The organism is Glutamicibacter sp. BW80 (assembly GCF_002332385.1).
Lineage (GTDB): Bacteria > Actinomycetota > Actinomycetes > Actinomycetales > Micrococcaceae > Glutamicibacter.
In genome coordinates, this window is the sequence record NZ_NRGV01000011.1 from 46,330 (window position 1) to 62,438 (window position 16,109).

General features: G+C 54.9%; 13 protein-coding genes. 9 read left to right on the forward strand and 4 right to left on the reverse strand.

Annotated elements, in window-relative coordinates:
* The first annotated feature begins 107 nt into the window (after positions 1 to 107).
* The 6 genes from CIK76_RS01975 to dmpG all read left to right on the forward strand — a co-directional run bounded on the left by CIK76_RS01975 (position 108) and on the right by dmpG (position 6,919).
* Entirely contained in the window at positions 108 to 1,937 is a 1,830-nt protein-coding gene (locus tag CIK76_RS01975) for an FAD-dependent monooxygenase (RefSeq protein WP_096283120.1), read from the forward strand.
* Between the two features lie 57 nt (positions 1,938 to 1,994).
* A complete protein-coding gene (locus tag CIK76_RS01980; protein ID WP_096283121.1) occupies positions 1,995 to 2,849 on the forward strand; it encodes an alpha/beta hydrolase in 855 nt (284 codons plus the stop codon).
* Positions 2,850 to 3,099: 250 nt separating this feature from the next.
* A complete protein-coding gene (locus CIK76_RS01985) occupies positions 3,100 to 4,038 on the forward strand; it encodes a 3-carboxyethylcatechol 2,3-dioxygenase (protein WP_096283122.1) in 939 nt (312 codons plus the stop codon).
* The gene (locus CIK76_RS01990) at positions 4,038 to 4,880 is read left to right on the forward strand and encodes a fumarylacetoacetate hydrolase family protein (RefSeq protein ID WP_096283123.1); all 843 of its coding nucleotides are present in this window, start codon (positions 4,038 to 4,040) and stop codon (positions 4,878 to 4,880) included. The genes CIK76_RS01985 and CIK76_RS01990 overlap by 1 nt, the downstream gene beginning before the upstream one ends.
* 56 nt (positions 4,881 to 4,936) lie before the next feature.
* Positions 4,937 to 5,872, forward strand: a complete 936-nt coding sequence (locus CIK76_RS01995) for an acetaldehyde dehydrogenase (acetylating) (RefSeq protein ID WP_096283124.1) — start codon at positions 4,937 to 4,939, stop codon at positions 5,870 to 5,872.
* 18 nt (positions 5,873 to 5,890) lie between these two features.
* On the forward strand, positions 5,891 to 6,919 hold the full coding sequence (dmpG, locus tag CIK76_RS02000) for a 4-hydroxy-2-oxovalerate aldolase (RefSeq protein WP_096283125.1): 1,029 nt from the start codon (positions 5,891 to 5,893) through the stop codon (positions 6,917 to 6,919).
* A 378-nt stretch (positions 6,920 to 7,297) separates the two neighbouring features.
* On the opposite strand, the gene CIK76_RS02005 is transcribed toward dmpG, so the two are convergent.
* The gene (locus tag CIK76_RS02005; RefSeq protein ID WP_096283126.1) at positions 7,298 to 8,548 is read right to left on the reverse strand and encodes an MFS transporter; all 1,251 of its coding nucleotides are present in this window, start codon (positions 8,546 to 8,548) and stop codon (positions 7,298 to 7,300) included.
* Positions 8,549 to 8,893: 345 nt separating this feature from the next.
* Here CIK76_RS02005 and CIK76_RS02010 point away from each other — a divergent pair, with 345 nt between their 5' ends.
* Complete coding sequence (locus CIK76_RS02010; RefSeq protein ID WP_255248315.1) at positions 8,894 to 9,466, forward strand: hypothetical protein; 573 nt, start codon at positions 8,894 to 8,896, stop codon at positions 9,464 to 9,466.
* Between the two features lie 354 nt (positions 9,467 to 9,820).
* The gene (locus tag CIK76_RS02015; RefSeq protein WP_176484053.1) at positions 9,821 to 10,819 is read left to right on the forward strand and encodes an ABC transporter substrate-binding protein; all 999 of its coding nucleotides are present in this window, start codon (positions 9,821 to 9,823) and stop codon (positions 10,817 to 10,819) included.
* 390 nt (positions 10,820 to 11,209) lie between these two features.
* On the opposite strand, the gene CIK76_RS02020 is transcribed toward CIK76_RS02015, so the two are convergent.
* The 3 genes from CIK76_RS02020 to CIK76_RS02030 form a co-directional block, all read right to left on the reverse strand.
* On the reverse strand, positions 11,210 to 12,646 hold the full coding sequence (locus CIK76_RS02020) for an MmgE/PrpD family protein (RefSeq protein ID WP_176484054.1): 1,437 nt from the start codon (positions 12,644 to 12,646) through the stop codon (positions 11,210 to 11,212).
* Between the two features lie 103 nt (positions 12,647 to 12,749).
* Positions 12,750 to 13,778: a VOC family protein gene (locus CIK76_RS02025; protein ID WP_096283129.1), complete on the reverse strand. Its 1,029-nt coding sequence runs from the start codon at positions 13,776 to 13,778 to the stop codon at positions 12,750 to 12,752.
* Between the two features lie 169 nt (positions 13,779 to 13,947).
* A complete protein-coding gene (locus CIK76_RS02030) occupies positions 13,948 to 14,907 on the reverse strand; it encodes a flavin reductase family protein (RefSeq protein ID WP_096283130.1) in 960 nt (319 codons plus the stop codon).
* Positions 14,908 to 15,299: 392 nt separating this feature from the next.
* On the opposite strand from CIK76_RS02030, the gene CIK76_RS02035 reads away from it, so the two are divergent.
* Positions 15,300 to 16,103, forward strand: a complete 804-nt coding sequence (locus CIK76_RS02035) for an IclR family transcriptional regulator (RefSeq protein WP_176484055.1) — start codon at positions 15,300 to 15,302, stop codon at positions 16,101 to 16,103.
* Positions 16,104 to 16,109: the final 6 nt, after the last annotated feature.

Below are 16,109 nucleotides of genomic sequence, written 5' to 3' on the forward strand. Positions count from 1 at the left end.
TACTAAGGCAAGAAACATTCTCATTCATATAAAGCTAAGGCTTATCCATCAGGAAATAACAATCAGAATTCCTCATCCGCCGCCCGACCTAGCCAAGGAAACGACTAATGAACAATTTCACAAGCATCATCGGCGCTGCCGATCACCTAGATAATTCTTCGGACCACAACGAATTCGACACCGATGTATTCATCGTCGGAACCGGACCGATGGGCGCTACGACGGCTCTCGCGTTGGCGAGCTACGGTGTACGGACAACAATGATTTCCCAATGGTCTTGGCTGGCAAACACTCCGCGCGCCCACATTACGAATCTTCGAGCCGTCGAGGTTCTTAGGGATCTGGGGATAGAAGAAGAAGCGAAAAAATATGCCGTCTCGTGGAAAGAAATGGGCGATACGCTCTTCACTACTTCACTGAACGGGCCAGAAATTGCTCGATTGGAAACCTGGGGTACCGGAGATCTCCGTTCAGGGGACTATGTCAAAGCCAGTCCATGCACCATGCTGGACATACCTCAGACCTATATGGAACCACTTCTGGTCAAGAACGCGGCAGAACGAGGGGCAAAGGTCCTTTTCTCCACTAAGTATCTTGGCCATGAACAAGACGCCAACGGCGTGACAGTCCGCCTGCTCAATCGCGCCTCCGGTCAAGAATATAGTTTGCGCGCCCGCTACTTGGTAGGAGCAGATGGAGCCAAGAGCCAAATCGCCGAGGAACTTGGACTGGAGTTCGAGGGCCACACCGCCCGAGCAGGCACCGCGTATGTCCGATTCAACGCAGATCTGTCCTCCTACGTCGCCCATCGCCCCAGCATTCTGCATTGGATCATGAACCCTGCGGCTGATTTCGGCGAGATCGGCATGGGCTTGCTCCGGGCAGTCCGGCCATGGGACGAATGGATTGCCGGTTGGGGTTTCAGCGTGGATGACGGTGAACCCGATCTCAGCGATGAACGGGTGATCTCCCAAATTAGAACGCTGGTGGGTGATCCTGATCTGCAAATCGACTTGCAAGGCACGTCTACCTGGTACGTGAACCAACAGCATGCGTTGTCCATGTCGAAGGGTCGCGTATTCTGCGGTGGAGACGCAACACATCGTCATCCGCCAAGCAGCGGATTGGGATCCAACACCTGCATGCAAGATGCTTACAACCTCGCCTGGAAATTGGCATACTCTGTCAAGGGCTACGCCGGAGAATCTCTTCTGGATTCCTACTCTGACGAACGAACACCTGTCGGTGCCCAGATCGTTGCACGCGCTAACCAGTCCCGTTTGGACTATGCGCCGCTTCGAGAGTGCTTCAATACCGAGATGGGAGATGGAACAAAATCCATCGAAGCAGGACTGGCGCGATTGCAGGCACCGACCCAGGAAGGCGCAGACCTCCGAGAAAAGCTCGCCACATCACTGGAGCTGAAGAACACCGAGTTTAATGCGTTGGGTGTCGAACTAAACCAACGCTATTCCAGCACGGCAGTCCTTTCGGATTCCCACGAGGTGGAAGTCTTTGCGCTCGATCCTCAGTTGCATCTGCAGGCCACGACGCGCCCCGGTGCCAAGTTACCGCATGCATGGCTCGTTGGCGCCAACGGACGACGAATCTCTACATTGGATGTCACGGGCAAGGGTCGGTTCACCCTGATTACTGGTTTGTCCGGACAAGCATGGAAAGACGCCGCTCAAGATCTTAATCTTCCGTTCCTCGACACCCTGGTTGTTGGGGAAGAACAAATCAAAGATCCGTACGCTTACTGGGCCCGTGTCCGTGAAATCGAGGAAGCCGGAGCCCTGCTGGTACGCCCCGACGGATACATTGCGTGGCGCCAGATCAAAAATACCTGGGAGGCAGGCGAAGCCGGTAAGCAGCTTTCCCTGGCTCTGGAACAGGTCCTTGGAACCACTTTGGCCTCTCTTGTCACGGCTGGTTAGCCAAACTCGATTCATTTGCTCACTTCACAGAACACCAACGATTCAAAGGAAAATTCAATGACGCAGACCGCAATCCCGGAATACACCACAGACGAGTTCTTTGGTCTCGAAGACAAATGGCTACAGACCGCAGAGGGCGAGCTGACCCATTACCACGAACTGGGTGAAGGCACTCCGATGCTTTTCCTCCATGGCTCAGGCACCGGCGTCACCGCCGCAGCCAATTGGTGGCTCAATCTCCCGCAGCTAGCGCAGACCGGCCGTTGCATCGCCATCGACTCCGTCGGCTACGGCCAGACCGTCGTCCCAGAAGGAATCGAATACGGCATCAAAGAATGGGTCCGCCACTCGGTACGAGTTCTCGATGCATTGGGCATCGAGAAAACCTGGATCGTCGGCAACTCCATCGGCGGCTGGGTTGCCATGCAATTCGCCATCGATTTCCCTGAACGCTTGCTAGGCATCGTATCCATGGGCACCGGCGGCGCGAAGAAAACCGCTGCACTCTCCGGGCACTCCAAGCCAGAGCTCTCCGAAGCAGGCATCCGCCGGACACTTGAACAGTTCGTTGTCGATAAATCACTAGTCACTGACGAGCTCGTCTCCCTGCGCTACCAGTCCGCCTTGAACGACACTGCCAGTGATCGTCTGGTTGATGTTGTCACCGCACGCGACCGTGACCGTGACGCGCTGCCACTGGATTTTGAAGTACTCAGCAAGCTGGAAATCCCAGTACTGCTGATCCACGGCATGCAGGACGTCGTCATTCCAGTCACCCGGACCCACGAACTGCAAAGCGTAATTCCTACTGCCGATTCACACATTTTCAATCAGTGCGGCCACTGGTCACAGGTCGAACGCGCAGATGAATTCAACCAGGTGATCTCGGCGTACCTGAATCGCCACATGTAAAACGTGCTGTAGAAGATGAGGCGGTGCCCAAGTAACGCTCATACCGTTCTAGGGCACCGCATCTTCGGCCCCCGAAAGAATGCAACGCACTAGCCACTGCACCATGGAAATTTTAAGCTGCGTCGTCAAATAATTGTGCGCTGTTCCGACTGATGGAACACAAACTAGCCTCGCGGTTGCTTACCGAGTGAAATGTATAACAAGCCATCAGAGACTCGTTTAAGTCTGCCGCCAGTTCAAGGAGAACATCATGCCCCAGGCATTGCTATGTATGTCCCACAGTCCACTGTTGGAACACGTCAACCCACCAGCTGAGGTCAAAGCAGCCGTTGAGGCAGCCTTCGAAAAAGCCCGCGCCTTCGTCAAGGACTTCGATCCGGATCTGGTCATCAACTTCGGCCCGGACCACTACAACGGGTTCTTCTACGACCTGATGCCGCCATTCTGCATTGGCTATGAAGCCTTGGGCACCGGCGACTATGACTCGTGGGAGGGGCCCATCAACGTCCCCACGTCCATCGCCGAAGAATTGGCTCAGTACGTAATCGATCAGGACATAGACACCGCAATCAGCCGCAAGATGGAAGTCGACCACGGTGCGGTGCAGCCAATGGAAATCATGTACGGCAACCTCGCTGACAAGCCAATGATTCCCATCTTCGTCAATTCCGTCGCTCCTCCTTTCTGCAAGGTTTCACGCGTGCGCAAATTCGGCCAGGCTGTGGGTGAGTTCTTCAAGGACTCCGACAAGAAGGTCCTGTTCATCGGTTCCGGCGGACTGTCCCATGATCCCCCAGTGCCGCAGATCGCGACAGCCACCGAAGCGCAACGCGCATTCCTCACCGACGGACGCAAACCAACTCCGGAAGCCCGCGCAACGCGCCAGCAGCGCACCATCGATACAGCTTTGGCCTTCGCCAAGGGCGAGGCAAACATCATGGATTTGAACCCCGAATGGGATCGCGCGTTCCTTGAGATTTGCAAGTCCGGGGATGTGACTGGTTTTGATGCGCTCAACGCGGATGAGATGGACGCAGTAGCAGGCCACTCCTCGCACGAGGTACGCACCTGGGTGGCAGCCTACTCGGCACTGAAGGCCTGCGGTGACTACGAAGTCACCTACGAGTTCTACAAACCAATCAAAGAATACATAGCCGGATTCGGCGTAACGACAGCGGTGATTAAGTAATGACACAGGCTCCTCAGACAGGCGCAGCGGAATGGGCAAGCAACCATTCCTCCGAGGCTCCACGTAGCGAATTGATCAAGCGGTTGGCAGACGAACTACTTGTCGCCACCGAATCATTGGTTCCAGTTCCGCCACTGCGTGACCGAGTGCTGAACATGACCGTAGAGGATTCGTACCAGATCCAAGATGCGCAGTTGCAGCATCATTTGGCCAAGGGCCGTGTTCTTGCCGGACGCAAGGTCGGTCTAACCTCGCTTGCTATGCAGAAGCAGCTTGGTGTTGATTCACCTGACTTCGGCTACTTCTTCGCCGACATGGTTCACCACGAAGACGCACAGATTCCCGCAGATTCGTTCATCTCCCCCAAGGTAGAACCAGAATTCGGTTTCATCCTTAAGGAAACCTTGACCGGTCCCGGTGTCACCCGTGAACAGGCAGCCGCCGCTATCGGTGAAGTTTACGCAGCCATTGAAATCATCGATTCGCGAGTCGAAGACTGGAATATCAAGCTGGTGGACACCGTGGCCGATAATGCTTCCTGCGGCGCTATCGCTGTGGGCACCACCCCACTTGATGTGCGCATCGAAGACTTGGCTGAGGTTGAATGCTCGCTCATTATCGATGGCGAAAAGGTAGCTACCGGCAAGGGCAGTGCCGTGATGAATGATCCGGTTGCCCCGCTTGCTTGGCTAGCCAACGTGCTCGGTGAACAGGGAGTCTCCCTTGAAGCCGGACAGCTGATCCTGCCCGGTTCCTTCACCGGCGCTATGCCGGTAGTCAAGAACTCGACCGCAACCGCAGATTTTGGTGAGCTCGGTTCGCTGAAGATCAATTTCTCCTAGTAACGCCCTGCGTTACCCCACCATCCATTTTGCTCTGTAGCTAAGGAAGCTTTCCCATGGCCAAGAAAACAGCCGCCATTGTCGGTTCCGGAAACATCGGTTCCGACCTGATGTTCAAAATTATGCGCCGCTCGACCAACGTCGAGGTCAAATACATGATTGGTGTCGACCCTTCCTCGGACGGATTGGCTCGCGCCGCGCGCCTGGGCATCACCACCTCTGCCGAAGGTGTGGACTGGTTACTAGCGCAGGACGAACTGCCTGACTTTGTCTTTGAGTGCACCTCCGCGAAAGCGCACGAGGCCAACGCCCCGAAGTACAAGGCCGCCGGCATCCACGCCATTGATCTGACTCCCGCGGCTGTTGGCCCGTACCTGGCACCGGTAGTGAACCTGGATTCATTGACCGACACCATGAACGTGAACATGATTACCTGCGCCGGTCAGGCCACCACGCCAATCGTCGCTGCCGTTTCCTCTGTGGTTCCGGTGGAGTATGCAGAAATCGTTGCCTCAATCGCGTCGAAATCTGCCGGTCCGGGCACTCGAGCCAACGTGGACGAGTTCACCGAAACCACCGCGAAGGCATTGGAAGTCGTTGGCGGCGCCAAGCGAGGCAAGGCAATTATCATCATCAACCCGGTGGAACCACCGATGATGATGCGCAATACCATCTACGCGATGATCCCTGCCGAAGCAGCCGCTGCCGGCGAAACCCAAGACAAGATCCGTGCAGCCATCGACAAGGCAGCTGCCGATATCCGCGACTACGTCCCAGGTTATGAACTTCGCATGGAACCTCAGTTTGAGGAAGCCCGTGAAGACTGGGGCGGCTTTGGCCGTGTGGGCATCTGGGTCCAGGTCGCCGGCGCCGCCGACTACCTGCCGGAATACGCAGGCAACTTGGACATCATCACCGCTGCAGCTACCCGCACCGCGGACCTGCTCTCAGAGAAGATCGACGCCGCGCGCTCCGCCGCGTCGGTGAACTAGGAATTGGGGACGCACATCATGACTGCACCAATGGACACCACCTTTGACATCCGCCTGACCGACACCACCCTGCGCGACGGCTCGCACGCGATGAGCCACAAATTCACCGAAGAGCACGTCCGCTCGGTAGTCCGCGCACTGGATGACTCCCGCGTTGAGGTCATCGAAGTCACCCACGGCGACGGGCTGGGCGGCTCATCGTTTAACTACGGATTCTCGCTGACCCCGGAACTAGACCTGATCAAGGCCGCGGTAGACGAAGCCAAGCAGGCAAAGATTGCCGTGCTGATGCTCCCGGGTCTGGGCACCATCCATGACCTGAACCAAGCCCACGAGGTGGGTGCATCGGTAGCCCGCATTGCCACCCACTGCACCGAGGCAGATGTCTCGATCCAGCACTTCCAGCATGCACGCAAGCTGGGCATGGAAACCGTGGGCTTCTTGATGCTGTCCCACCGGGTCTCCCCCGAAGAATTGGCCAAGCAGGCACGCATTATGGCCGACGCCGGCTGCCAGTGCGTCTACGTGGTCGATTCGGCTGGCGCACTGATCCTTGATGATGTCTCGGACCGTGTCTCGGCTTTGGTTTCCGAGCTTGGCAATGATGCCCAGGTTGGCTTCCATGGCCACCAGAATATGAGCTTCGGCGTAGCGAACTCCGTGTTCGCCGTCCGTGCCGGGGCCAAGCAGATCGACGGCACGCTGATGGCGCTGGGCGCCGGCGCGGGTAACTCCCCTACCGAGGTCCTTGCCGCGGCCTTTGACCGCTTGGACATCAAGACCGGGGTTGATATCCAGGGTCTGATGGGTGCCGCCGAAGATATTGTGAAGCCATTCATCACCCGCATGCCGGTGATGGACCGCGCCTCGATCATGCAGGGTTACGCCGGGGTGTACTCCTCGTTCTTGATCCACGCCGAGCGTGCAGCCGAGCGCTACGGAGTTCCTGCCTACAAGATCCTCGAAGAGGTCGGCAAGGCCGGCTACGTGGGCGGTCAGGAAGACATGATTGTCGACGTGGCAGTGCAGCTGGCAACAGCTAAGTAAGTATTTCCGCAGTTCTTTGAATGCCGGGGTGATCATCTGATCCCCCGGCATTCATACGTTATCCCTGAACCATTGCCCGCTTCTGGCTTTTGTTGGGCCGTATAGGTAAACACTGGGCTAAGGATCAGCCATCAGTACTGATGGCCAAATATCAGCTCAGCTCAGTTTTCCGACGTTATTTTTATCTATTTGCGACAACAGAAGAGAACTTTCGTTCCACTGCGCAGTAACGCCGCTGCCTCGCGAACGTGATTGTAAGCGGACACTTGTATCCGTAGCCGTCTGCCTTGAGGCTTAGAATTTGGGATCCTAGGGGTTTAAGCATCTTCGCAGCAAGGAGTGTTCGTACGCCACTGGTAGACAGCAGCTCAGGCGATTCTATTGCTTTTGTGCCGTACCGGTTTGTGCTACTTCCGTTGGATGTCCAGCGAGCGGTAAAAGATGCCGCTTCGAATTCAAGGCGATCACGACCAAACAAAGCAATGCCAGAACGGTGACCGTAATCAGCAGCTCCATCAGTCCGAACCATTGGCCAAGATACGCAAGTAAAGTGGGCGCTAAGAATCCCGCATAGGCCAACATATAAAATTTGCCGGTCGCCGTTCCAAGGCGCTGCGGAGTACTCAACCGTTGTGTTTCAAGGAGACCAGCAACCATCATTAGGCCGTAACCTCCTCCCAGGCAGCAACAAGCGAGTAGTGCAAGCCATGGTGTCTGGAATAAGCCACAGATCAAAGCCAACAACAATCCGGCCACGCTCAATCCCAGCGCAACCAGTATGGCACGAGCCGAACGTGTTGAATCAAGTCGCCGCGCAATTGGTTGGACTGCAACTCCGCTACCCAAAGTCAGTGCGACGGCAACCGTTGAATAGATGAGCGCTTGCTCGCCGAGGTTGGCAAACAGGTTAGGAACTACCGCGAACCCGATGGTGCCGGCACCAAAAACCCAAGGAGCGCTAGGGACGATAACTCTGCGAAAACGTCGCTGAGCTCCCTCATAGGCATACTGCTGTATCCGTGCCTCCGCGTTATTGCCGGCCAGTGCTTCGGGTTTAGTTCCTGGAACGCGGAGCAAAAACAGCAATACGGGCAGGCAAAGCACGATATGTACCAGGTAGGGCAAAGTTGCCGGGAGCGGAGCAAAGTTCGCAATCATTCCACTGGCTATGGGTCCCAAACAAAAACCTGCGGTGGTAAACAATGAAGCTCTACGCGCGCCAGAACCATTCGAAACCGTGGGATTTGAGGTGGCAGGCGATAGTTCTTTGATCCAACTCGTTCCTGCGGCCATCGCCGCTCCGGTGGCCACACCCGCTAGTAAACGACCTAGATAGATGGGTAAGGCCCAAAGTGCACCAAACATCATGGCAAAACTAGCCGCAACAGTTACAAGTAAGGCGACCACCGTGGTGCTTTTGCGCCCTATCCGGTCTGAGATTCTTCCACCGAATAAAAGCGAAGGGATTAATCCGGCTACATAAATCCCCAACATGGAGGTTACCTCTAGCTGTGAAAATCCGTAATCTTCACGGTAGAAAACCAGCATCGACGCGAATTGATTGGCACCCCATCCCACAAGAGTCAATGCGATAGCAACGGGTAGCCACCAACGAGAACTGTCAGCCACTATTGGACTCCTTTATCGATTCGCGTCTCAGGAATGGAACGGTCCTAACTATCTTCGATGATGAAGCACTCCAACTCCATAATGCGTCCCACTGTACGCAACACCAGCTCCATAGTCTTCTCCACCGAAGGAACGGATACTGAACCCCAATGAAGAGTAAATGCTCAAGTTCTTCGATCTCGTCATCAGGGTGCAAACGAATGAAGGTGGGGCTCCCCAAAAAGTAGGATCGAATGGATTTTTCAAATTTATAGGGCCCAGACAGATCTGTAGTGCTCCGCATCAGAGTTGATTGCGTCTTTTGTGCCAGCGGGTCCCAGAACTGCGAAGAAAAGTTAGAAGGAATTGGCCAAGCAGGCACGCATCATGGCCGACGCCGGCTGCCAGTGCGTCTACGTGGTCGATTCGGCCGGCGCACTGATCCTTGATGATGTGTCAGACCGTGTCTCGGCATTGGTTTCGGAGCTGGGCAACGATGCCCAGGTTGGCTTCCACGGCCACCAGAACATGAGCTTCGGCGTAGCGAACTCGGTGTTCGCGGTGCGTGCCGGGGCCAAGCAGATCGATGGCACGCTGATGGCTCTGGGTGCCGGCGCGGGTAACTCCCCTACCGAGGTCCTTGCCGCGGCCTTTGACCGCTTGGATATCAAGACCGGAGTTGATATCCAGGGTCTGATGGGTGCCGCCGAAGATATTGTGAAGCCATTCATCACCCGCATGCCGGTGATGGACCGCGCCTCGATCATGCAGGGTTATGCCGGGGTCTACTCCTCGTTCCTGATCCACGCTGAACGTGCCGCCGAGCGCTACGGAGTTCCTGCCTACAAGATCCTCGAAGAGGTCGGTAAGGCCGGCTACGTGGGCGGCCAGGAAGACATGATCGTTGATGTCGCAGTACAGCTGGCAACAGCCAAGTAATTCCGCTTTTCCCTGAGGTAAGTCGCCGGGCCCTTTAGGGTACCGGCGACTTACTTTTTAAGAAGATGCACGACGTCGGCGGGCTGAGCCCAGATGTTTAGAGTCCATTTTCCACGGCAATGAGTGCTGATATTTTGGATCTCGTTCATGCTCTGATTTTGACTTTGAGATGGGACGGAACGTCACTAATGCCTTAGTGCGTTAAAGGATCACCGACCGGATTTCGAAATACGGAATCCTTGTGGTCGCCGTCACACGCTACTGCCTATGCTCTGAAGACAAGAAGCTAATTTGTTTGTGTATCGCTTCCGGCTGGAAGTCGCTCGCTAACCAATACCGAAGGAGTGCCGTCAGGTGCGTTCAAATTCAAAGTTTGCAAAGGCAGTGGGCCTCGTCAGCACGCTGGCTCTCATCGGGTCTGTCGCCTCATGCGCCGCTCCGGCGGCCTCCGACGCTGCACCCGCAGAGATTACATCCATCACCGTGGGAGCCCCTCCCAGCCTGTCTGGCATCGGGATACACACCGCGGTAGCAACCGATGCGTTCAACGACAAAGTTATCAAGGTCAGCACAGCAGCAAACCGATCAGCCAATGAAGCAATCCCGCAATTGCTCAACGACGGAATTCAGATCGCCGTAACCGATACGGTGACCTTCATGCAGGCTCGTGCGCAAGGCCTGCCGGTCAAAATCATTGCGCCCGCAGCGGTCCAAGACACCAACGGTGAGCCAGGCGTCATGGCGGCGGCAAGCGTGGTCGCCGCCGCCGACAGCGACCTCAAATCTGCTGCGGATCTTGAAGGGAAGCGCGTAGGAATTCCAGGGCTCGGGACACTGACATGGATGAATATTCGTGCAGCCATCGATGCGTCCGGAGCAGACTCAAGCAAGGTTGATTTCATTGAAATCCCTCCAGCTCAAACCATTGAGCTGGTCACCCAGGGAGAAGTAGATGCAGCAACTCCCAATGAGCCTTTGGCTTCAAGTGCAATCGCGGGCGGCAGCGTAAAGCTCGTACAGAACACCGACGCACCAGGAAACAAGGGTGTTCCAACAGTTGTTTACGTAGCAACTGAAAAGTTCATCTCGGAGCATCCGGACGCGATTCGCTCCTTCTCCGAATCAATCCTCGCCAATGGAAAAACCGTTAACGAAGATCGTGACGCTGCGTTGAAAGTAGCGACGGAAGAACTGAAATTCGATCCAAAAATGGTCAAGAATGCCTTTGTTCAACGGCAAGGCGAGTCAGCGATCAAACCTGCTGAATTGGATAAAATCTCCGAGGTTGCCGTCCGCTATGGAATTCTTGATGAGGCACCAAATCCTGAGGATCTCCTAGCTAACCTAGGCTAACCACGCACCCATTCAACGGTCTTTGTCAGTGAAGATCGCAGCGATCCCGCTAAACATAGTAAGCCGGATAGCCACTCTAGCCCAGTGGTTATCCGGCTTTGTTTCTGCTTGGGTTAGGGTCGGTGCGGTGACAGGGCATTCTCGGCTTAGGCCGCAATGCTGGTCCGCCGTTGCATGCTGTCCAATGTAGCTCCCGCCCGGAGAGCAGCAGCCTCATCGCGGACACACCGAGCGCCCTTAGCCTGCCGTCCTTGATTCCCCTTCAGCCTGCGACTTGATCCATCAAATGAGCCCCATGGAGTCGCGGGTAAAGCAGATTGGCTCCGACCTGAAACCAGGTCGGAGCCAATCTAGGGTGTATGTTCAATAAAGCTGGAATGAGTTCTTGATCTAGTTCTGTGCTGTTTCGGCGAGCTGCCCAACTAGTTCAGGTTCTGTAGTTTCAAGGCTCAATACCTGCGCCAATTCGGACACATCGGAAACATTCTCGAGCTCAGCGAGTAGCTCTAGTGCCCGCTGGGCGTTTTCTCTCGAGATGTCTTGGCGGAAATCGACGTTCCTCCAGAATTTCTCGACAATATCCGCGTAGGTCGCCGGGTTTTCCAGCCATCCGGAAGGCGGGGTAGATGCAGTATTTTCAATCTCCTTGCCATCGGTTGTTTTAACTCGGATTTTCGCGGCGTAGAGGAAACCATCCTGAAGGTTTGGTTCAAGGACCACCCGCTGAGACAGTTCCACAACCTGTGGGTCTCGAATCGCTTCTCCCGTGAAGTGACCCAACTCAGGCTTACCACGATGCAGCGAGTTCGCTAAGGCGTATGGCAGCGAGAACAAGAATCTGGCTTGATCATCGTCATTTGTCGGCGCTTGGTTGAGGAAATGGTCCATGAGAGGTGCATGGACTTCGAGAGTGACCGACTCGATGTTCTCCGCATTCAGTCCGTGCTCTTCATGCAACTCAGTCGCGCAGTTTATGGCGTTGTGGTTTCCATAGCAGGAAGGATGTAATTTGTGTTGGCCATTTACGTAGAAGACTTGCCCCAGGTCGATCAACGCATCTTCTGGATGTGGATCAGGCGTGTAAAGGTGATAGAAACCCAAGCGGCTTTCCAACGCGTCATCGACCCCTTTGAAACCAGTCTGTGACAGTTGGCAACTGAGGATGCCGTTGTAAGCTGCCGTGGCGCCGGGCAACTTAAAACTTGCCACCCCATCCCAGAGTCCTTGGTAGGTTCCCGACAAGAGATTGATCAAGATACCGAAGGCATTACGCAATTCATCGTGGGTCAGTCCCAAAAGCCGTCCGGTTATTGCAGCCGCACCAAAGGCATTCGAAGTACCGCACACCTCGAAATCCTTATCGAAGTTAAACGTATTGCTTACCGAAATACGGGCGGCCAGGTCTCCGCCAAGAATCGTTGCCGCCAGCAGCTGCTCGCCGGTGGCGTTCACGAACTCACCAACATTGAGCGCTACCGGAACCGTGGTGCTCGCGACATGCCCCACCATTTTTCCGGCGTTTTCACCCTCGGGTTCGGGTCCACAAACTTCAAAGTCGAAACTTCGAGTTTGCAATGAGTTGATCATCGCCGCATGGGCAAGCGGAAGCTTTTCGTCGCTGGCCAAGATACTTGCTTGCGGGAATCCTCCCATATTGCTTAACACCTGAGATACGGCGTCGTTGCCTTCGGCACCGCGGCCGGAGAGGTTGCATCCCAAAGCATCGATGAGGTTCATCTTTGCAGCGTTGATATCTGCACTGCTGAATGCCTCAAACGGCGTTTCCAGAACGTGGCTTACTAGCCGATCAATGAGTAGCTGAGACATTTTACTGAGCATCCTTTATCTAGAACTTCGACGTGAAATGGCCGGTGGCGGGCGTTATCCCCCGCCACCGGCCATCTTGGTGATTTTTTCTAAGTTGCAGTACCTAGACGGACTGCTTTGCGAGCATCAGTGGATTAGTTAATCCTGCAGTGCCAGAAGTCAGCAAATCGGGACTTCCAGGATTGACGTTCGCACGCTCTCCGTACCAGGCCAGGCCATCGGGGAAGTCGACAGGCTTCCATTCGATGGCTTCCCAATCTTCATCAAAGATGAGGAACCCGCCGGCGTACAGCTCAACTCGGTGTCCTGAGCCTGGATCGTTCACGTGCAGGTACGTTGCTTGGCCAATGCCGTGTTTGCCTGGTCCCCAGCCATATTCGACATCGAGGTCGCGAAGGATGTCTGCGGCGGTTAGCGCATCAGAAGCACTTTCGAGGTTGTAGGCAAAGTGGTGCGACTGGCCCTTCTTCTCTTCCTGGTTGGCAACGATGGCAATATCATGGCCCTGTGGAGTCACCGAGACCCACGAAGCGAGCAGGGTGTCGCTGTCAGGCAGGTTGGAGAATTCACGCCGTTTGAATCCGAGGTGGTCGCGCATCCATTTCTCGGCCTGGTTAATAGTCGACGGAGAAGTCTGGACATTGAAGTGGTCCAATCGGCGGACACCCAATCCGCGACGGGTGGAACTATTGGACGGAAGCCGAGAGCGCAGGTGCTCCGGGGCTTCGGGCTTGTCCATGTCATAGTACAGCTCGAATGGGTGCTCTCCACCTGGCAACAGGAATCGCACAGCTGTTCCGCGCCCGGTCTCGGTTCCCGCCGGGATTTCAAGGGCTTCGACTTCCAAACGCTGAAGGTTCTCGTAAAACAATTCCACGTCTTCAGGTCGCTTGGTGCGGAAACTAAACGAATTGACTCCGCTCTCTTCCTGCTGGCGCAACACCAATGAGTGGTGCCCCAATTCTTGGTACGCACGCAAGTAGGCGACGTCGCCTTCACGCTCGACTTCTTCCATTCCGAGGATGTCGCGGAAGAACCACAAGGACTTTTCGATGTCTTGGGTACCCAAGTTGATTCCGCCGGCATGAGAAATCTGTGGACCTGGATCGTATCCGTCTGAGAGCTTGGACATGCTGTTTTCCAATCTTTGAGTTGGTAATTGTGTGAAAATTTGCGGGATATCAGAAAACCCAGGGTCGTTGCTTCGAATAGCGGTACATTAGTTGCCCGTAAGATTCGGAAAATCCGAATTCTTGAACGGTTGCCCCTAGGTCAGCTTGTTCAAGAACAGAATCATTGATTTATGCGGTCAGGAGCTGCAGCAGCACGCGTCGAGTGGCGGCCATATCAGCGGCAGTGATCTCAGCGGTTAGTTCATCGTTGAAGTCCTTAGCCCGTTCTTGCAAGAGCTTGCGCTTTTTTCGTCCCTCGTAGCTCAGTCCGAAGCCGCCCCTTACCGGCATAACCAGACCGCGCGATATCAGGTCACGGACTGTGTCTTCAACCGCCGCGGTACCCACCAAGGCACCGAAGGCTAGCTGTTCGATACTGTGTGGCTCAACCGCCAACAGATTAAGCGCCAGCGTTTCAATTGCGCCTAAACCTAGCTGTTCGCGATGTTCTTCAAAACGATCCCAGATTGCGCGTTCAGTCGTGCGCAACAAGGAAACGAACATCGGATCGACATCAAGGGTCCCTTCTTTCCCCGCGTACTGGGCGGGCACATCAACCTGAGGATGACCTTCCGTAATCCGATACTGGCCTTGGCAGAACACCAGCGGCTCTCCGGCCAAGCGGACAAATCTACTGACCCGACCCACGATTATTTGGTGGTCTCCGGCAGAAACCGTGTTTTCCACGGTGCATTCAAACTGCGCGATCGCCTGGTTAAGCAAAGGACTGCCGTTTGTCCCAGGTTGCCATTGGACAGCGTCAAACTGATTGTCTGCTGGACTAGCGAACACGGCGCAAGCTTGCATCTGGTCTTCGGCCAACACACTGATTGCGAAATTCGCTCCGGCGGTGAAAACGCCTCGATTCCGTGACTCGTTGCGGATAGACCAGCTGATAAGTGGTGGATCAAGGGAGATTGCACTAAACGAGTTGACTGCTAGCCCGACCGGCCCTTCCTTGGTCATAGCTGTTGCTACGGTGACACCGGTAGCAAACTGCCCTAGAGCCCGACGGAATGCACGAGAATCCAACGAGGGGTCGCCCTGTTCAACAATATTGGACAGCTCTTGTTCTGATTGAATACTCACCGTAACTGCTCCTTGTCTGACGCCGATTTATTCTGTGTCTGGAATTCGGTTCTGAAACCAGTATGTGAATGGGAAAGCCTGCTCGTCTCTAGCTTTCCCGGATTTCGGAATCGGTCACTTGAAATTCCGGATACATTCCGAAGTGTGGAATGAGGCTATTTATCTGCGCACCAAAGCACGTACTTTCAGTCGTGAGAACTCTGCGGAACTCCCACCGATGATTTGCTAACCAAAAATTGGTATGGCCAATCCAGCTATATTCATCTCCGCGACGAGACGTTAACGGCTCTGCGGAACAGCAAATCGATATTCTTTCGATGCGCAGCTTTCCCGTAAATATCGATCCCACAACCATCCAGCAGCTTACGTTTACCCCTAGTCAAGGAAGTCCGATGACAGTCGTGGAAGGTTTGCCCAATCCCAGCTCTGTCCCACCAGTACGTGAGCCTAAAGAGACATCTATCATCCGCGCTTTACAACTGCTTGATGTCTTCATGGGTGACCGAACGGTATGGGGTGTAACAGATATTGCCCGCCAGGCCGGCTTACCTACTTCAACAACCCATCGGCTGTTGTCTCATCTTGTTGACGGCGAAGTGGTGACCAAGGATGGCCCGGACTATTCACTCTCTGGGCGCTTATTTGAGTTGGGTTACCAACTGGAATTCACCCGCCCCCAAGGATTGCGGGACGTATCCGGTCCATTTCTTGGTGAGCTATTTGCAACCACGGGGCTCACAGTCCATTTGGCAGTCCTTGACCGGGCTCAGCTATTGCTGGTCAATAAAATCTCCGGTTTGCATACCTATCAATCGAAATATCATGTCGGCGCCCGGTATACAGCGACCTGCACGGCACTGGGAAAGTCCATGCTAGCTTTTGAGGACGAAACCGAGACGCGAAGAATCATTGCCCAAGGCTTGCCTCGGCGGACACGGCATTCGCTGACTCGCCCTGCAGATTTTCTAGTCGCACTGGCTGAGATCCGTAAAACGCGGCTGGCATTCAACCGGGAAGAAAGTTACCTCGGTGAATTTTGCGTGGCTACTCCCGTGCTCCGGTTTGGGAAGGCCATAGCTGCACTCAGTCTTTCGGGAAGTCCCGCACAGCTCGAATCACCGCAGACCCATGGACTGCTGATCCGTATAGCCAATGATCTATCCCAAATACTTGACCGTCAGGTGCAGCTGAAATAAGTGCAC